The sequence below is a fragment of the Winogradskyella sp. 266wxhm genome, assembly GCF_058964685.1.
The window spans coordinates 2,213,620-2,231,336 of record NZ_CM179559.1 but is presented as its reverse complement, the minus strand read 5'-3'; the positions used below and the strand labels follow the sequence as shown (position 1 = coordinate 2,231,336).

Below are 17,717 nucleotides of genomic sequence, written 5' to 3'. Positions count from 1 at the left end.
TTAATACAAACTGATTTAAGTCTTATGAAATGATTAAAAACTGCCTAATCCGATTTTACAATTAAATTAAGGCCGTTAAATATGCAACGCTCTGTCTTCGGTGGCTGCCAGACAGGCCTCTTTAAAGGTTTCTGAAAAAGTTGGGTGCCCGTGGGACATCCTTGCAACATCTTCGGCAGATGCCCTGAATTCCATCGCTACCACCGCTTCGGTATAGCTGTCTGCAATGCGTGGCCCTATCATATGCACTCCCAATATCTCATCAGTTTCTTTATCTGCGATTACTTTTATGAAGCCGTCGGTGTCCATACTTATTTTCGCCCTTGCGTTGGCCTTAAAAGGAAAAGAGCCTGTTTTAATACTTCTTCCTGCTTCTTTCAATTCTTCTTCGGTTAAGCCTACCCCGGCCACTTCGGGCTGGGTATAAACAATATTAGGAATAAGCGAATAATTGATATGTGGCTTTTGATCTGCTATCCTTTCGGCTACAAAAACGCCCTCTTCACTGGCTTTATGGGCAAGCATTGCCCCTCGGATTACATCCCCAATGGCATATACACCCTTGACATTGGTTTCAAGGTTCTCATTTACCGTTACCTGTCCTTTCTCATTGGTTTCCACGCCAATGTTTTCAAGGCCTAAATTGGCGGTGTACGGTTTCCGGCCAATGGCCATAAGGCAATAGTCGCCTTCTAAATTCATTTCTTTTTTATCGGACAGGTTTTCCGCTTTCAATTCAACTTTGTTGTCCGTTGCTGTTGCATTGGTCACTTTATGTTCCAAATAAAACTCAATTCCCTGTTTTCTTAGGGAACGATGCAATTGATGTCCCAGTGCGCCATCCATAGTGGCGATGAGGCTATCAAAATATTCCACAATAGACACCTTAGAGCCCAGGCGGGCGAAAACAGAACCTATCTCAACCCCGATAACGCCTCCACCAACGACCAATAAATGGTCGGGAATTTCCTGTAGCGCAAGGGCCTCGGTAGAAGAGATGATCCGCTTTTTATCGATTTCAATATTGGGCAGTGAAGCGGGTTTGGACCCTGTGGCAATGATAATTTTATCGGTTTCTATGGTTTCCGTTTTATCTTCGCCCTTAATCTCAATCGTGTTTTTGTCCTTGATGGTGCCGTGGCCTTCATATACGGAAACCTTGTTCTTTTTCATCAGATACCCAACGCCATTGATGATTTCCTGTACCACATCCTGAACCCTTTGGTTCATTTTTTTGATATCGACATTGGCTTCTTTTACATCAATCCCAAAATTTTCGAATTGATGTTTGAGTTTGTAATAATGCTCAGAGGCTTCAAGCCAGGCTTTTGACGGGATACAGCCCACGTTAAGGCAGGTGCCGCCAAGCGTGCTGTACCTTTCAATAATGGCTACTTTTAATCCTAATTGGGCGCAACGTATAGCGCTTACATACCCGCCAGGGCCAGAGCCTATAATTGTTACATCATATTTTTCCATATTCGTAAATTTTTTAATTAAATAAGGTGGGGGAAACCTTAAGCTGACCAGGGGCGCAAGGGTTCAGTTTTAAGGTACTCCCACCTATTATTTTTTACTACAATTTTTACATACCCCTTTTAATACCAGGTTCAAATCGTTTATTTCATAATCGTCCGGCAAGTTTTGTTTCGATATTCTATCCGGCAAGCAAATAGTTTTTCCGCAAACGGTACAATGAAAATGCATATGTAAATCTGTACCGTATTTACCTTTGGCCTTTTTATCGGAAATTGCAAATTTTGCCACTCCTGTCCCATCATTAATCTGATGAATTAGCCCTTTATCTTCAAAAGTTTTTAGGTTTCGATAAAAGGTAGTTCTGTTTGCCGTTTTGTTTTTTTCGCTTTTAGCGATAAAGACTTTTTGCATTTCGTTTAAACTTACTGCATAGGTCTTCCTATTGAGGTATTTGTGAATTTTCAACCTCATTTCAGTGGGACGTATCCCTTTTGACGATAATTTTTTTTCCGTTTTTGTCATTTTATATTCTTTCGAAAAACAGTCTAAGTCCGGATCTAATCTTTTTTATAAGCCAAAAGCCTTAACGCATTAAAAACCACCAGAAGCGTCGAACCTTCATGGATTACTACAGCCACTCCAATATTTGCCAAGCCGAATATGGTTGAAGGTATAAGCAGGGCCACAATACCAAGGCTAACCCAAAGGTTTTGCCTGATAATCGCCTTTGCCTTCCTGCTTAAGCCTATGGCAAAGGGCAGGGTTTCCAACTTATCGGCCATTAGCGCAATATCCGCCGTTTCCAAGGCTACATCACTTCCCGCAGCACCCATAGCTATGCCTACAGTGCTGTTTGCCATGGCAGGGGCATCATTAACGCCATCGCCCACCATTGCCACCTTGGATTCCTTTTCTTTTAATTCTTTTATAGCATCCACTTTTTCTTCCGGCAATAGGCTCCCCCAGGCATCGGTCAATCCTATTTCTTCTGCTACAGCGTCTGCTACCTTCTGGTTATCTCCGGTAAGCATGATCATTCGTTTAATGCCGATTTCTTTTAATTTTTTGAGGGTTCCCTTGGCGGCTTCACGAGGGGTATCCATTAATGCAATGATGCCTATATATTCTTCATTTTTTCGTATAAGCATTGTTGTATTTCCACCACCTTCAAGACCACGCACTTTCGTAGCTATTTTTTCGGAAGGTGTACTCTCATCAAGCCCTTCGTACAGGTCGAGGTTACCTATATAGATTTTATCATTGCCAAACGATGCTTTAATCCCTTTACCCAGAACTGCCTCCAAATTAGAGGCATTTGGGGATCCTCGCCTTCCAGACGCTCTTTTCCATCACGAACTACAGCTTTGGCCAGGGGGTGATCACTCAAACTTTCCACAGCTACTGCTATTTTGAGAAGTTCGTTTTCAGATATATTTCCAAGTGGCACCACTTGGGTAAGTTTTGGCTTTCCTTCCGTTAGAGTTCCGGTTTTATCAAAGGCTAGGGCGGTAATAACCCCCAGGTCCTCCAGAGGGCGCCCTCCTTTAATTAATACCCCGCCACGGGCAGCTCTGGCCACTCCACTCAATACAGCACTTGGGGTCGAGATTGCCAACGCACAGGGACTTGCAGCTACCAGTACCGCCATTGCCCGGTAAAAGCTCGCGCTAAAGGGTTCGTCAATAACTAAAAAAGCGAACAAAAGAATCCCGACCAAAATAAGGACGGACGGCACAAAATATTTTTCAAATTTATCGGTGAGCAACTGGGTAGGTGATTTTTGGGTCTGGGCCTCGTTAACCAGTTTCACCAATCGGGAAAGCGTTGAATCTTTGGCTGCTTTGATCACTTTAATTTCCAAAGTATTGTTCCCATTGATCGTTCCGGCAAAAACGCGGTTTTCATCCTTGATATCATCTTGCGCCGAATAATCCTTGTCAACATCTTCTACGGGAACTTTATCTACCGGTACACTTTCCCCGGTAATCGGAGCTTGGTTGACACTGCTTTTTCCGTTGACCACAACGCCATCGGCAGATATTTTACTGTTCGGCTTGACCACGATAATATCGCCTATACCCAATTTTTCGATACCCACCTCTTCGGTTTTGCCATCTTTTTTGAGCAAAGCTGTTTTTGGTGCGAGATCGGCAAGGGCCGCTATGGACTTTCGGGCCTTGTTCATTGCATAGTGTTCCAGGGCGTGGCCAAGGCTGAACAGGAACAGCAAGAGTGCACCTTCGGCCCATTCTCCCAGAACAGCGGCACCTATGGCGGCCACCAACATTAAAAAATCGATTTCAAAACCACCTTTGGCAACGGTCTGTATGGCCTCTTTTGCCGTAAAGTAACCCCCAAAAAAGTAAGCACCTATGTATAAAGTAAGACTGACCCAATCTGGGATGGATGCAACATAGGAAAGTCCGAAACCTATCCCGAGAAGGGCGCCGCAGATAATAGAAAAAATAAGCTCCGTATTTTTACCGAAAATCCCACCGTGGGCGTGCCCTTCTCCTTCCTCGTGGGTCTCGCCCTCTTTGTGCTCGTGCCCCTCTGTGGAAGTTTGTTCTTTAGTATCTTCCTTCTTTGAACGCTCCTGTTTTTTGGATGCTTTGGTGTAATCATTTTCGTTTGAAGAACTCCGCTGAATCTGAAGGTATTCTTTTTCAATTTGTTTACTTATTTCATCAAAATTCGTTTGCTTTTTATCAAATTCAAGTCGTACCATTCCAGAGCCTGAAACGGAAACTTCCAAAACTCCATTGATTGCCAAAAGGCTTTTCTCGATGGAACGAGCGTGCCTTGTATGTCTAATCCCCTCAACCTCTAAAAGAAGATGACCATATTTTTCTGTAATTTCTGCCCCGGCATTTTCCGCCAAAGATTGAATTCGGTCAATAGAGATAATGTCCGGATCATAATGAAAGCACAGTTGCGGCACCGTATCTTCCTGATCATCTACTATATGTACTTTTTCAAGACCCTCTTTGGCCTCTAATTCAGCAATGAGCCTTTGCACACAAGTGTCTTTTTCATTTGGCACCTGAGGTAGCAATACCGGAATTTTTAGTTGTAGCTTTTTCATATCCCTATTGGTTTAATATCCATCTTTTAGCTTCTTCCTTTTCGGTAAAGTCGAAATATTTAACTTCCGAGCTTGTAAAAAAATCAGTGGCTTTAGCAGCCCATTCCTGCCATTCTTTTTCACCCACAAAGGCCATCTTTCCATAATCTGAAATATGGGCGGTATCAACTTTTAAATCTTCCCATAAGCCTTTGAGATCGTAGCCCTTAAAGTTAACTAGTTCAAAAAAGAAATTCACCTTATTTCCATTTTTGACAATATTATGTATCAAAGGATGGATTTTCTCTATATCCTCTTTAGTAATCTTACCGCTTATTGAAGCGGATATCAAATTGCTTTTTTCGACATTTTTGATTCGTATCATTGTTTTAAGTTTTTATGAGCAGATTGGTCTATGTTATATTTTAGCTTCTTTGCTTTTTGGCATTTTACACATGCCCCCTTCAAAACTAAATTTACTTCGGTTATTTCGTATTTGTCAGGTAAATTTTCCTGTGGAACTTTATTGGGCAAACAGAAGGTTTTGCTGCAATTCATACAGTGAAGGTGTAAGTGTAGATCCAGCGAATTCTTATCAGAATATGCATATTTTGCGGTAGCCGTACCGTCATCAATTTGATGTATAATCCCTTTCTTTTGAAATAATTTTATACTCCGATAAATTGTTGTTCTATCTCGTGTATGTTTACTTTTTTTAACGAAAGCCGTTTCTATTTCCCTTAATGTTACAGCATAAAACTTTCTTTTGAGATATTTATAAATAAATAATCTCATTTTGGTAGGTCTAATCCCGTTGTTTCTAAGTGTTTCTTCGGCTTTGGTCATCTCATAAAATTAAACGCCACTACATTTCTCACATATTCCCTTTACTACCAGATTGATATCCTCTGCCACATAGCCTTCGGGCAGGTTTATCTGAGGGATTTTGTGCTCTGTAAGGCACACGGTTTCCCCGCAACTATTGCAATGAAAATGTAAGTGAAGGTCGTTTCCCACCTCACATTCACAATTGTCTTCGCACAGGGCATATTTAATGATGCCGGTGCCATCCTCAATTTGATGCACGATTCCTTTTTCTTCAAATGTCTTCATAGTACGGAAAAGCGTACTCCTTTCCGAGCTTTCGAAATCCTTTCCAAGGTCGCCTAAGCTAACGGCCACATTCAGTTGTGCCAGCCGTCTATAGGTCATCAAGCGCATTGCCGTAGGGCGGATGCCTTTGCTTTCCAACTTTTTTACTATTTTTTCCATTTGCTATAAAAGTATTTAGGGGTCGTAACGCTTTATGGATTCCCCGGTTTTTATCTGGAAGGCATCTTCAATATCGGAAAGATAAATTATTCCGTCACCGGGTTCAGTTGTTTTTGCATTCTCAAGGATAATATCTATTGCTGATTGTGCTTCTTCGTTTTGACATACCAGTTCTAACTTTACAACCGGACTGTCTGTTACACGGAAATCTAAAGAAGGTGATGCGCCTTTTGCTTTAAAAGCCCCGGTACCTTCCCCCTGGGAAAGCGTCATACTTTTGAATCCACTTTCACTAAGGGATTCTATCACTTTTTGAACTCGTTTCGGTTTTATAAATGCTTTTATTTCTTTCATTGCTGTAATATTAATTTTAGTATTAAGGATGAACCCTCTGGAATTTTAATTAAGACAAACATTTAACAGAGAGTCCATCCATCTAATTTTTTTAATTTAATGACCATGGGAAGTCTGGCTTTTCTGCATTTCAGAAACCAGATAATAGGCATTATTATAGGCAACCAACGTACCTTCAGGCAGAGGCTCCAGCAGTTTAATTTCAACCCAACCATCTTCATTTATTCCCGTTCTAACCTGCACTGGTTTCAATTCCCATTCGGTTTCACCATCTTCCTGGTGTTTTTGGGCCGTAAAGATGTAGGGATTTCCTTCTTCTTCAATTATTGCTTCTTCCGGTAAGGCAGGAACAGCTTCTTCACCGGTCCTGATTTTTCCGTTTATATACATCCCCCCGGAATTAGAAAATCTTCTTTATTATCGATTTCTGCATGCACATGTACCGCTTTGGGGTTTTGTTCAAATTGTTTCCCCACTGAATAAATTTCCCCGGTTAAATTACTGCCTGGAACCGATTCCAGTGTAAACGCAATCTTTTGGCCTTCTTTCACCTTATAAATATCTTTTTCAAAAACCATTAGATCGGCATGCACATGTTCATTATCAACTACCATAAACATACTGGTTTGTGTTTACATATTGGCCAATTTGCACCTTTACTTTTTCTATATAACCTCCAATTGGGCTTACTACCGGAATATATTCATATAATTCACCGTCTCTAACCTGGGAAGCATTTAGGTTTAACTGCCGTAACTGTGATTCATACCCCCGCACTTCACCTTGTACAGACTGGTAATCTGATTGGGTTTGTTGAAAAGATTTTCCAGATCCTACCTCTGCTTCATATAAACGTTTCTGTCTTTCAAATTCCTTTTCCAAAAATTGCATCCTACTATATGCATTAATATAATCAGACTGCATTCTGGTTAAATTTGGGTGAGAAAGATAAGCCAACACCTGACCTTTATTTACCTTATTATCCCCCTCAATAACCTTTATAGAAGTTATATTACCGCCTAAAATTGCCGTAACGGTAGCTTCATATTGTGGCGGCACTTCTAACTGGCCATTGGCTTCCACAATACCGGACAAAGCTTTTTTAGGCAAGGTATCTACTTTAATCCCCAGACTATTGAATTTCATTTCTGAAAGATGTACCGAACGCATCCCTCCTTCTTCTTCATCTCCTTCCTCACCGTGATTTTCACCTTCTTCGGTATTAGTAGTTGCAGTTTCACTGGAAGCATCTTCCCCTGCCGCAGGATTTTCTTTACATCCAAAGAATATGCTGAGCGTTAAGGCAAGCATTAGAATATTTATTGATCTTGTATTCATATCGATTTTCTTATTTTAATTTTTAATTTGAATTCTTAAGGTAATATTCCAGTTGGTAACGGCTGTCGAGATAATCGTTAAAAGCACTCCAGGCATTTACCTCGATTCTAATGGCATCTCTTATATTTTGAAGGAAAGTTATATAATCTATAGCTCCCTCTTTAAATGCTAATACTGACCCTTCCTGTTGTTCCTGTGCTAAAGGAAGTGCTTCATCCCTATAATAATTCCATGAGTTTCTCCATTTGATATAGTCTTCACGCATATTTTTATAGGCGGTTTCCAGTTCGATTTTATCCTGATAAAAGTTTTGCTCTGCAATCTGTCTATTTACTTGTGCTTCCTGTGTACGGCCTAATTCCGGCCCAAAAAACAGCGGAATTTGAATTCCTATTTGATATTGGAAGAAACCCGATTGCCCGGCTATTTCCTGCCTACCGTACTGACCCTGAAATTTGGGCAAAAATTCAGATTTTCGTTCTCTGGTAACCGCTTTGGCAACATCTATCCTTTGTTCCGAAACCTGTAGCAACGGATGATTTTCAAGCGACTCTACCAGAAAGTTTAAAGGTTCGTCTAAAGTTTCAACAGGCAAATCTGGTACATCATAGATTGTGTCACTAACGAACCATAGGTTTAAACGCTGTATTGATTTCAGGTAATCTCGGTACGATTGTTCCAGCTGTATTTTAACCTCGTTCGCCTGGTTGGAGGTAGCAAGATATTCCAATTTGGAGGTGGCCTCTGTTTCATACCTGATTCTTGCAGCCCTTTCAATATCTTCAAAAAAAATTGAATCCATTTTTCTATAAACCTGGAATGTCCTTTTAGTTGTATAAACCGAGGCCCAGGCCCTGCTTACTTCACGTTCAATTTCAATAGTAGATAACTCTAAGGCACTTTCAGCAAGGGCAACCCTTTCTTTCTGCAATTTTAACCGGGGGGCAATTCCAAAAATATCAATGCCTTGCTGTTGGACGCCAATTTGAGTATAGACCCCATCAGAGCCATTTCCTACTTCTTCTTTTCCTGTAAAGATTTGGGTATTTCCAAAATCATAGGCGGTTTTACGCAATACTTCCTCACTTTCAATTTCAAGTTGAGCAGCTTTTAATTGCGGAAAGTTTTGGATTGCCATTTCTTTAGCCTCTTGCAAACTAATAGTTTGTAAAGAATCCTGTTGTGAATATTCAGATGACATTGCATCAGATTGTGCATTTACAGAAAAGGTTCCGCCTAAAACAAAGCCAATTATCAAAATCGTAGCTAAAGATCGTGAATTGGAAGAACCAAGCTTGTTCTGTTCCTTTTTCTCCCGTCTCTTCTCTACAAATGTATAAAGGACAGGAAGAACCACCAGCGTAAGCAAGGTAGCCGTAAGCATACCACCTATAACAACTGTAGCAAGTGGTTGTTGAACTTCTGCACCGGCAGATGTGGAAAATGCCATTGGTAAAAAACCGAAAATATCTGTTGTTGCTGTTAACATAATAGGTCGTATTCGTTCTTTGGTTCCTGTAAAAATTCTATCTCTTATACTGGTTACTCCTTCTTCTTTTAAAGAATTGAATCTATTTATTAGTACCAGTCCGTTTAAAACTGCAACACCAAACAGAACAATGAAGCCTACACCTGCGGAAATGCTAAATGGCATACCTCTTAACCAAAGGGCAAAAACACCTCCGATAGCAGCCAATGGTATCGCCATATAGATCATGATAGATTGGGAAAAAGATTTTAAGGCAAAATATAGAAGCACGAAAATCAGGAATAAGGCTATCGGTACCACAATCACTAATCGGTCTTTGGCACTCTGAAGGTTTTCGAACTCCCCTCCATAAGTAATATAATAACCTGGTGGCAATTCTAATTCCTCATCTAATTTTTGCTGAATGTCGTTCACCACAGACTCTACATCTCTTCCCCGGGCGTTTACACCCACATAGGTTCTTCTGTAGGTATCATCTCTTGAAATTTGCATAGGCCCCGGAACATACTCAATATCTGCTATTTCTTTTATAGGCACCTGAGTTCCGTCTGGAAGATCGATATACATACCACGCAAATCATCAATATTCTTTCTATGATCTTCATCAAATCTTACTACCAGATCAAATCGTTTTTCTCCTTCAAAAATGACTCCGGCTGTTCCTCCTGCAAAAGCTGTACTTATGTAATCATTGGCTTTTTGGATATCCAGTCCATATTGCGCAATTTTATCACGGTTAAATTTAACGGTCATTTGCGGAAGGCCTGATGTTCGCTCCGCGTTTACGTCTCCTGCACCAGGCACGGTTTGGATAATACTGGCCATTTCCTGTACCTTTTCCGACAACACCCCCAGGTCCTCTCCATATAGTTTAACCGCAATATCTTCTCTAACCCCCTCTAATAATTCGTTGAACCTTAATTCTACAGGTTGCGTAAACACAAGGTTTACCCCAGTAAGTTCTTTATTGAGTTTTTCCTTGATTTGCGCTATAAGTCCTTCTTTAGTTTCAGCGGTTGTCCAATTATCCTTATCTTTTTCAAGAATCAGGTACATATCTGCTATATCCATCGGCATTGGATCTGTTGGGATGTCCGCTACTCCAATTCTTGCTGTTGCTGTTTTAATTTCAGGAAAATTTTCTAGAAGGATATTTTCTATTTTTTTGGAAACTTCAATAGACTCTGTTAATGAACTTCCTGGTCTGATTAAAGCCTGCATTGCAATATCCCCTTCATCCAGTTGAGGCACAAATTCTCCTCCCATTCTGGAAAAAAGGAAACCGGCTAATACAAGTAGAACAGCAGCAGCACCTACAACAATGAGCTTCAGTTTTAATGCCCCTTTCAGTAAAGGCATATATACCCTTTGTATTCCACCAATTATCTTATCACTTATCCTTTCCAGCCAGCGTTCAAACCTTCCAAACCAGTTCTTTTTATTCTGAATGGGTTTCATAAATAGGGCAGACATCATAGGGACATAGGTAAGGCATAAGAAAATAGCACCTATCATGGCAAAACCGAAAGTGTACGCCATCGGCTTAAACATTTTACCTTCTACCCCCGTAAGAAAAAGTATAGGCGTGAATACAATAAGAATTATAATCTGTCCAAAAAATGCGGAACCCATCATCGTGGTTCCGGCATCATAGGCTACTTTATCCATTACGCCTTGATTGAATTTTAGCTTTCCAGACCTAATCCGTTTTTGGATCTCATACACCGTTCCTTCTATAATAATCACGGCACCATCTATAATAATCCCAAAGTCTATAGCTCCCAAGCTCATTAAGTTTGCCCATACATTAAATTGCTTCATTAATATAAAGGCAAAAAGCAAGGACAACGGTATGGTCGTGGCCGTTATGATGCCACCTCTTAAACTACCCAACAATAAAACAAGGGCAAATATCACGATTAGGGCGCCTTCCAGTAAATTGGTTTTAACGGTATCGGTCGTTCTGGCAATTAGCTCACTACGATCAATGATAGGGGCGATAGTGAGACCTTCTGGCAGGGATTTTTCAATTTCTGCCATACGATTCTTAACATTTTGAATAACCGCATTAGGGTTTGAACCTTTTAGCATCATTATTATTCCTCCCACGGCTTCCTTACCGTCTTGCGTAAAAGCACCATAACGTACCTGATTCCCAAAATGGACGCGTGTTGCAACATCTCCAATAGTTACGGGAATGTTGCCCTCGTTAATAATCGAAATATCTTTAATGTCTTCCAAAGAGCGAATAAGACCTTCACCTCTTATGAAATTTGACATTTTATTTTTTTCTATGTAAGCACCGCCTGTATTCACATTGTTCCGAGCGAGAGCCTCATACACTTGTGAAATACTAATACCCAAACTATTCAACTTATCTGGGTTGACAGTGACCTCGTACTGTTTAATACTGCCTCCATAAGAGTTGACCTCTACCACGCCTTCCAGTAATGTGAGTTGTCGTTTGATAACCCAATCTTGCACGGTGCGCAGTTCCATAGGCGAATACTTGTTTTCAAAACCCTCCTCTGGCTTTATAGTGTATTCATAGATTTGACCTAAACCAGTAGAGATGGGACCCATAGATGGACTTCCAAATTTTTCAGGGATAGATTCGCCCAGTTCGTTTAGTTTTTCCTGTACCAGCTGTCGAGGAAGATAGGTTCCCATATCGTCTTCAAAAACGATAGTAACTACGGAAAGGCCAAAGCGTGAGATAGATCTTATTTCTGTAACGCCTGGTAAATTACCCATAGATAGTTCTACGGGATAGGTTACGAACTGTTCAATATCTTCCGTTCCCAGATTGGGCGATTGGGTAATTACTTGAACCTGATTATTGGTAATATCTGGTACCGAACCAAGGTTTACGGTTGCCATTGACCAAATACCAACTCCTATAAGAGTCAAGGTTAATAGGCCAATAATGAATTTGTTATTGATTGAAAAATCAATGATTTTGTTAATCATAGATAAGGATGTTAATTCAGTTGAAATTCTTGTTTTGTACTTTGAATAAAATGCAATGCACAATATTGACGAATCCAATAGATGGACACGTCAAAACAGGATATAGTTATCCTATCAAAACTGAATTATGCCCGAGGGGGCTGAAAAAGGGAATGGGGAATATCTTTGCCAAGGTCATCAAAATGGACAAAGAATTCTTGAGGAATAGCAGGCTGTAGCGGTTGAAATGCAACAAGCCCAAAATTTATCGTGTGAACGTGACAACAATGGCATTGGCAAAAAGGCGAGCATAACTCACAGTTTTGGTCGTGGTCGCCATCAATATCTATTACCGTAACAACTTGGGTGTCATCGGCACTATTTGCCGCATCGCTACAAGGCACTACATTGAGTGCCAAGAAATAAAACGATAATATGATTGCTACAACTTTCACAATGCAAAGATAAAAATATTTTGGTGCAACTGTGTTGCAAAATGGTAAGGCAGAAAAAATCCAGTTTGAGGTACTGGACAAACCTATATTAACTTTATGCCATAGCATAGACTTCATCAAATAGCTTTTTATCCAACCGTTCCTGTTGGCCAAAGCTCTTCTTCAATGTATTGTGTAAAACTGCATTAAAGGCATTGTAGCCCAACCACAAATTCGGTTCTTCATTGAGCAACAAAGCCTCATAATTCAAAATCTCAATGACCTCACGGGATTTTTTTGAGGGGTCACTGTTCTTATCGCTACATTCATACCGAAACAGTTTTGTTCTGTCCAGCACTGCTTTTACGAATTCTCGTGTATCGATGATTTTAAATTCCTTCATCTTATCAAATTTCTTAGTGATGGTATAGAACTCATTGTCTAAAAATTTGTCGAACAGGTTGTTCAGCCTAGGCATTATGAGGTTCGTATTATTCTTACTATGCTTAATGGAAAAATCGATTTCAGCCTGAGAAACGTGTAAGCCATTGGAACAGATTTTGCGATAAAACCCAAAATGACCAGAGGTCTTTTCACTACCGTCATACGAGTTCTTAAACCGAAGCATTGGCAGAATCAAATCCTGATGGTTCTTGACCGTAAACTGGCTTTTATCGTCTATGATGAAGTCGGTAATAAATGACCTGTCATTTTTGTTGATGGTGCGTTTGTGATAATTCAACTGCGCATCGATAAGCATTTCTTCAGCTTTTTTGAAGAACAATTGGTTCGGAATGTGTCCGTAGCTGTTGGATACCACATTGACAATCTTACCATTTGATATAATGGCATTTTCCAATCCACGACGGGATTCCATTTGGGTAAGACTTTTCAAGGATTTCATTTCTGATGATACGAAGATTTCATCCTGTTGTAAATTTTGTAAATACATAACTATTAAATTTTAATTAGACATTTTGTGATAATACCGCGAAGTACTTTGGGTATTTTTCTCTGTAGTAAGCCAAATGGCTTTCGGCACTTTCAATCGTGTAATTTTCTTTACTTGATTGATAATGTTCTTCGGCTTCTTTCACCGAAATCTTTGATTCACTAAATACTTGTTCCATAATACTAAAGGTTTTGATTAAACAATATTTGAGCATTGCCCAAACGGAAGCTAAAATCTCAGCTCAAAAGGAAACGGAATAAATAAGCGATGGATGGTGAGTAGGCTTTATGCCGTAGTCTTTTGATAGGTGTATTTTACGAGTTTACCTTTGCACCGATATTGATTGATTATTTTTCCCTGCACCGACCGTATTTTGAATTAAAAGAAAAAGGGCCGACACGAATGCCGACCCTTCTTCAAACAACAAAAGCTAATCGTTGAGTTCCTGAATTTTCTTTTCGAGAACTGCAATCCGCTCTTTCAAACGTGCTTCACGCTTGTTTCTCTTTTCCTCATATTCTTTCTCGATACTAGAAATCTTGGATTTGTAATATCCTTGCATCGCATTGTAGAATGAAATATTCGTTAAATTATTGACGTGGTTACTTTCGCCAAAATGAACCTGTTTGGTCAAGATATAGCGTATCAGCCTATAAAAAATTTCTTTTTTGAAATTCTTTCTGAAATGTTCTACCATTTCGACCCGTGTCATTTTTGATGTATAATTCAGAAGTCCTGAAAAGTATTTCTGCTGACCAGTATAATCTACATTATTCTCAAAAAGTGATATTGAAAATGCGACCATCTCATCAGTCGAAAGCGCATTCTTTTTATCGACATATTTGGTCTCTCTTATCATTTCGACAATTTCTTCAAATTGCTTATTGTTTTCTATCTGCTTCTTCCGGATTTCCCTTTCGTTGATTTTGATGATTTGTTCCTTGGGCGTACAATCTACCATCTTTCTACTGGTCAATGGTTCAGAATATTCAGTAGAATCATTCTCTGATTTCTCAACCACTTTTACGAAAATCTCTTTATGCTGGTAGGTCTCGGGATGGAATACGGCGCCATTCACGAAGCCATTGTCCTTGGCTGAATTAAACTTTTTTAGGTCTTCCTTGTAACTCTGTATTGCTTCTTCTAGCTCTGCTTTCAGTTCAGCTTCAGAATAATCATAATGCTGATATTCAGCCTTAATGGCATCCATTGTTGGCTTGATTGGGCTTTCAATGATTTCAACATCATCCAGCAAATAGACATTCAACCCATTATTTTCAAACTGGGAAATAATAAGCTGATTCTTTTCTTCATTTGCCCAATACTGTCGTATTTCTGGAATTAACAGTATGTTTTCTTTCTTGGATTTTTCAATCAGGTTCAGGAACGACTTGGTTTTTTTCGTCTCAAAACAAGCCGATTTGGTACAAACCATTTTACCTTCGCCGAAAAGATTTCCTTGATTGGCTGCATTGAATGGACATTCTACACAGGAACCAGCTTTTGAGACTAACTTTTTATCCGCAACATCAAAAGGTGCTTTTTCCAAATCGTAGGTCTGGTCGTTAATCATTCTGTTGATTTGATGTGCCTTAAAATTATCACCCATCGTTTCCAGCATCATCTGTTGTTCTTCTGGTGTAAAGAGAGCCACACCAACACCCAATGAAATCGTCATTTCGCCATTGCGCACAAAATGTTTGAAGCCGTCAATCAGTCCAGCCAACTTCAATCGTTGTCTAATAAAGTTATCCGTTCTTCCTAAGCGCTTCGCAATTTCTAAAGGTGAATACTTATCGCTCAGATAAGAAATCGCCTCGGCTTCTTCGGTGGGTTCAACATCCTGTCGTTGTAAGTTCTCGATAATTTGTACTTCAAGGACGTCATTGTTCTCATAAGTCCTTACGATACAGGGAATTGTTTTCTTTCCGGCTAATTTACTAGCACGATACCTACGTTCACCCATTACAATAGTAAAATTCTTTCCAGATTTTCTAACGGTTATCGGTTGTAAGACACCGAACTCTTTGATACTATCAGAAAGTTGTTGTAACTGTTTCTCATCAAAGGTTTTTCTTGGTTGTTTAGGGTCAGGCTTGATTTTACCAATGGGTAAGTTCTCAATTTGAAGTGCTGTAGTTGGTTTTCCGTTCACTTCGACTTTGGCAGCAACTCTTGTTCGACTGCGCTTTCTCTTGGTACTCGCTTTTGTTGTCATAATACTCAAATTTTAGATTAAACAATATTTGAGCAGAAACACAAACGGAAGCTAAAATCTTGGCTCAAAAGGAAACGGAATAAATGAGTAAAGGAAGAAGCGTCGGCTTTATGCCGTAGTCTTTTGATGGAAGTATTTTACGAGTTTAACTTGCGGTTATATTGTATGATAAAAAAACTTCTATCCAACGCGCTTAATTGCAATACTTTTTCTCTGATGAAAATAGAAGCTTGAGAGCAAGAACTTGTACTATATTTATACTTTTCTGTGGCAAAAATTAAGCGACTTGGAAACTATAATTCCTTAAGTAAAATGATAAAAATCGCTAGACTTTTTTTAACAAAGGACTATTTCATAGCAATCAATATCGAAAAATCACAAATGATACTATTTGAAATTTACACCCTAAAAAAGACAAAATGTTGTACCTATGTTGTACCTGTATAATTTTTAGTGCCAATTTTTAAATAAGAAAAGCCGAAGATTTCTCTTCGGCTTTTGTGCGGGTGAAGGGACTCGAACCCCCACACCTTGCGGCATCAGATCCTAAGTCTGACGTGTCTACCAATTCCACCACACCCGCATAAAGTGCAATTTAACACTTTTTATTTGGTTTAATCCTAAGTCTAGCGTGTCTACCAATTCCACCACGCCTGCAATTTTGGACTGCAAATATAAACAATAGTTTGAATATACAAATAGGTTTTGAATAAGAAAATATTCGATTTTGTTTTTCTTATTTTTGTTTAAAACCAAAAAACAATATGCAAAACATACAATCCTACGTTGAAGAGCACAAGCAACGCTTTATCGACGAACTAATAGAATTACTAAAAATCCCTTCTATAAGTGCAGATTCGGCTTATAAAAAAGATGTTTTAAACACTGCTGATGCTATTAAAGTTAGTTTAGAAAAAGCGGGATGCGATAAGGTTGAAATCTGCCAAACCGATGGTTACCCTATCGTTTATGGAGAAAAGATAATTGATAACAATCTACCAACTGTTTTAGTTTACGGTCATTATGATGTACAACCACCAGATCCTTTAGATTTATGGCACTCACCTCCTTTTGATCCTGTGATTCAAAAAACAGAACTCCATCCTGATGGTGCTATTTTTGCAAGAGGTGCATGTGATGACAAAGGCCAAATGTATATGCACGTTAAGGCTTTAGAATACATGACTTCCAATAATGAGCTACCTTGTAATGTAAAGTTTATGATAGAAGGTGAAGAAGAAGTTGGTAGTGCTAACCTTGGAAAATTCGTTGCTGCTAATCGTGAAAAATTAGCAAATGATGTTATTTTAATTTCCGATACTGGCATGATTGCTAAAGATGTGCCTTCCATTACAACCGGACTTCGTGGTCTTAGCTATGTTGAAGTTGAAGTTACAGGACCAAATAGAGATTTACATTCTGGACTTTATGGTGGAGCTGTGGCAAATCCAATAAATGTGTTGACTAAAATGATTGCTTCATTACATGATGAAAACAACCATATCACAATTCCAGGTTTTTATGACAAAGTTGAAAATCTTTCAGACGAAGAACGTGCTGAAATGGCTAAAGCTCCTTTTTCATTAGACAATTATAAAAAAGCCTTAGATATTGATGCCGTTTACGGTGAAGAAGGCTACACTACTAACGAACGTAATTCCATTAGACCAACTCTAGATGTTAATGGTATTTGGGGAGGTTACACTGGTGAAGGAGCCAAAACCGTTATTGCGAGTAAAGCCTATGCTAAAATCTCGATGCGTTTAGTGCCAAACCAAGATTGGGAAGAGATTACACAACTATTTAAAACGCATTTTGAAAGAATCGCTCCAGAAGCAGTAAAAGTGAAAGTGAAACCTCATCATGGTGGCCAAGGTTATGTAACTCCTATTGATAGTGTCGGTTACCAAGCAGCTTCTAAAGCATATGAGCAGACTTTTGAAAAGACGCCAATACCGCAACGCAGTGGTGGAAGTATTCCTATCGTTTCGCTTTTTGAGCAAGAGTTACAAAGCAAAACCATCCTTATGGGCTTTGGCTTAGATAGTGATGCTATACATTCACCAAACGAACATTTTGGTGTTTGGAATTACTTAAAAGGTATTGAAACTATTCCTTGGTTTTATAAGTATTTTACAGAATTGAAAGGATAAGTTTTAATTACCAAT

Annotated in this window: 12 protein-coding genes, 1 tRNA gene and 2 pseudogenes; 1 reads left to right on the top strand and 14 read right to left on the bottom strand. The window is 39.3% G+C overall.

The window, feature by feature from the left end; all coding sequences use genetic code 11:
- Positions 1-75: 75 nt before the first annotated feature.
- The 14 genes and pseudogenes from lpdA to AC2H4K_RS09785 all read right to left on the bottom strand — a co-directional run bounded on the left by lpdA (position 76) and on the right by AC2H4K_RS09785 (position 16,132).
- Positions 76-1,479, bottom strand: coding sequence for a dihydrolipoyl dehydrogenase (gene lpdA / locus AC2H4K_RS09850; protein WP_493742365.1), 1,404 nt, complete (start codon positions 1,477-1,479; stop codon positions 76-78).
- Between the two features lie 87 nt (positions 1,480-1,566).
- Positions 1,567-2,001, bottom strand: coding sequence for a Fur family transcriptional regulator (locus AC2H4K_RS09845; RefSeq protein ID WP_008613740.1), 435 nt, complete (start codon positions 1,999-2,001; stop codon positions 1,567-1,569).
- A 35-nt stretch (positions 2,002-2,036) separates the two neighbouring features.
- Positions 2,037-4,564, bottom strand: a pseudogene (locus AC2H4K_RS09840) (heavy metal translocating P-type ATPase).
- A 4-nt stretch (positions 4,565-4,568) separates the two neighbouring features.
- Positions 4,569-4,928 carry a SpoIIAA family protein gene (locus tag AC2H4K_RS09835; RefSeq protein WP_027885449.1) on the bottom strand — a complete coding sequence of 120 codons (360 nt, stop codon included), beginning with the start codon at positions 4,926-4,928 and terminating at the stop codon, positions 4,569-4,571.
- Positions 4,925-5,338, bottom strand: coding sequence for a Fur family transcriptional regulator (locus AC2H4K_RS09830; protein WP_493742364.1), 414 nt, complete (start codon positions 5,336-5,338; stop codon positions 4,925-4,927). The genes AC2H4K_RS09835 and AC2H4K_RS09830 overlap by 4 nt, the downstream gene beginning before the upstream one ends.
- Before the next feature lie 60 nt (positions 5,339-5,398).
- Positions 5,399-5,815 (bottom strand): Fur family transcriptional regulator, encoded by a 417-nt coding sequence (locus tag AC2H4K_RS09825; protein ID WP_027885450.1) that lies wholly within the window; start codon positions 5,813-5,815, stop codon positions 5,399-5,401.
- 15 nt (positions 5,816-5,830) lie between these two features.
- Positions 5,831-6,169, bottom strand: coding sequence for a P-II family nitrogen regulator (locus tag AC2H4K_RS09820; RefSeq protein WP_008613762.1), 339 nt, complete (start codon positions 6,167-6,169; stop codon positions 5,831-5,833).
- 96 nt (positions 6,170-6,265) lie between these two features.
- Positions 6,266-7,480 (bottom strand): annotated as a pseudogene (locus AC2H4K_RS09815) (efflux RND transporter periplasmic adaptor subunit).
- Between the two features lie 49 nt (positions 7,481-7,529).
- Entirely contained in the window at positions 7,530-11,966 is a 4,437-nt protein-coding gene (locus AC2H4K_RS09810) for a CusA/CzcA family heavy metal efflux RND transporter (protein WP_493742363.1), read from the bottom strand.
- 125 nt (positions 11,967-12,091) lie between these two features.
- Complete coding sequence (locus AC2H4K_RS09805; RefSeq protein ID WP_292966651.1) at positions 12,092-12,517, bottom strand: DUF6660 family protein; 426 nt, start codon at positions 12,515-12,517, stop codon at positions 12,092-12,094.
- The gene (locus AC2H4K_RS09800) at positions 12,495-13,331 is read right to left on the bottom strand and encodes a DUF932 domain-containing protein (RefSeq protein ID WP_281139057.1); all 837 of its coding nucleotides are present in this window, start codon (positions 13,329-13,331) and stop codon (positions 12,495-12,497) included. Before AC2H4K_RS09800 ends, AC2H4K_RS09805 begins: the two co-directional genes overlap by 23 nt.
- Positions 13,332-13,347: 16 nt before the next feature.
- Positions 13,348-13,509: a hypothetical protein gene (locus AC2H4K_RS09795; RefSeq protein ID WP_281139058.1), complete on the bottom strand. Its 162-nt coding sequence runs from the start codon at positions 13,507-13,509 to the stop codon at positions 13,348-13,350.
- Between the two features lie 252 nt (positions 13,510-13,761).
- On the bottom strand, positions 13,762-15,549 hold the full coding sequence (locus AC2H4K_RS09790) for a ParB/RepB/Spo0J family partition protein (protein ID WP_281139059.1): 1,788 nt from the start codon (positions 15,547-15,549) through the stop codon (positions 13,762-13,764).
- 501 nt (positions 15,550-16,050) lie between these two features.
- A tRNA-Leu gene (locus AC2H4K_RS09785) sits at positions 16,051-16,132 on the bottom strand.
- A gap of 181 nt (positions 16,133-16,313) precedes the next feature.
- Here AC2H4K_RS09785 and AC2H4K_RS09780 point away from each other — a divergent pair.
- Positions 16,314-17,702 (top strand): dipeptidase, encoded by a 1,389-nt coding sequence (locus AC2H4K_RS09780; protein WP_281139060.1) that lies wholly within the window; start codon positions 16,314-16,316, stop codon positions 17,700-17,702.
- Positions 17,703-17,717 lie beyond the last annotated feature (15 nt).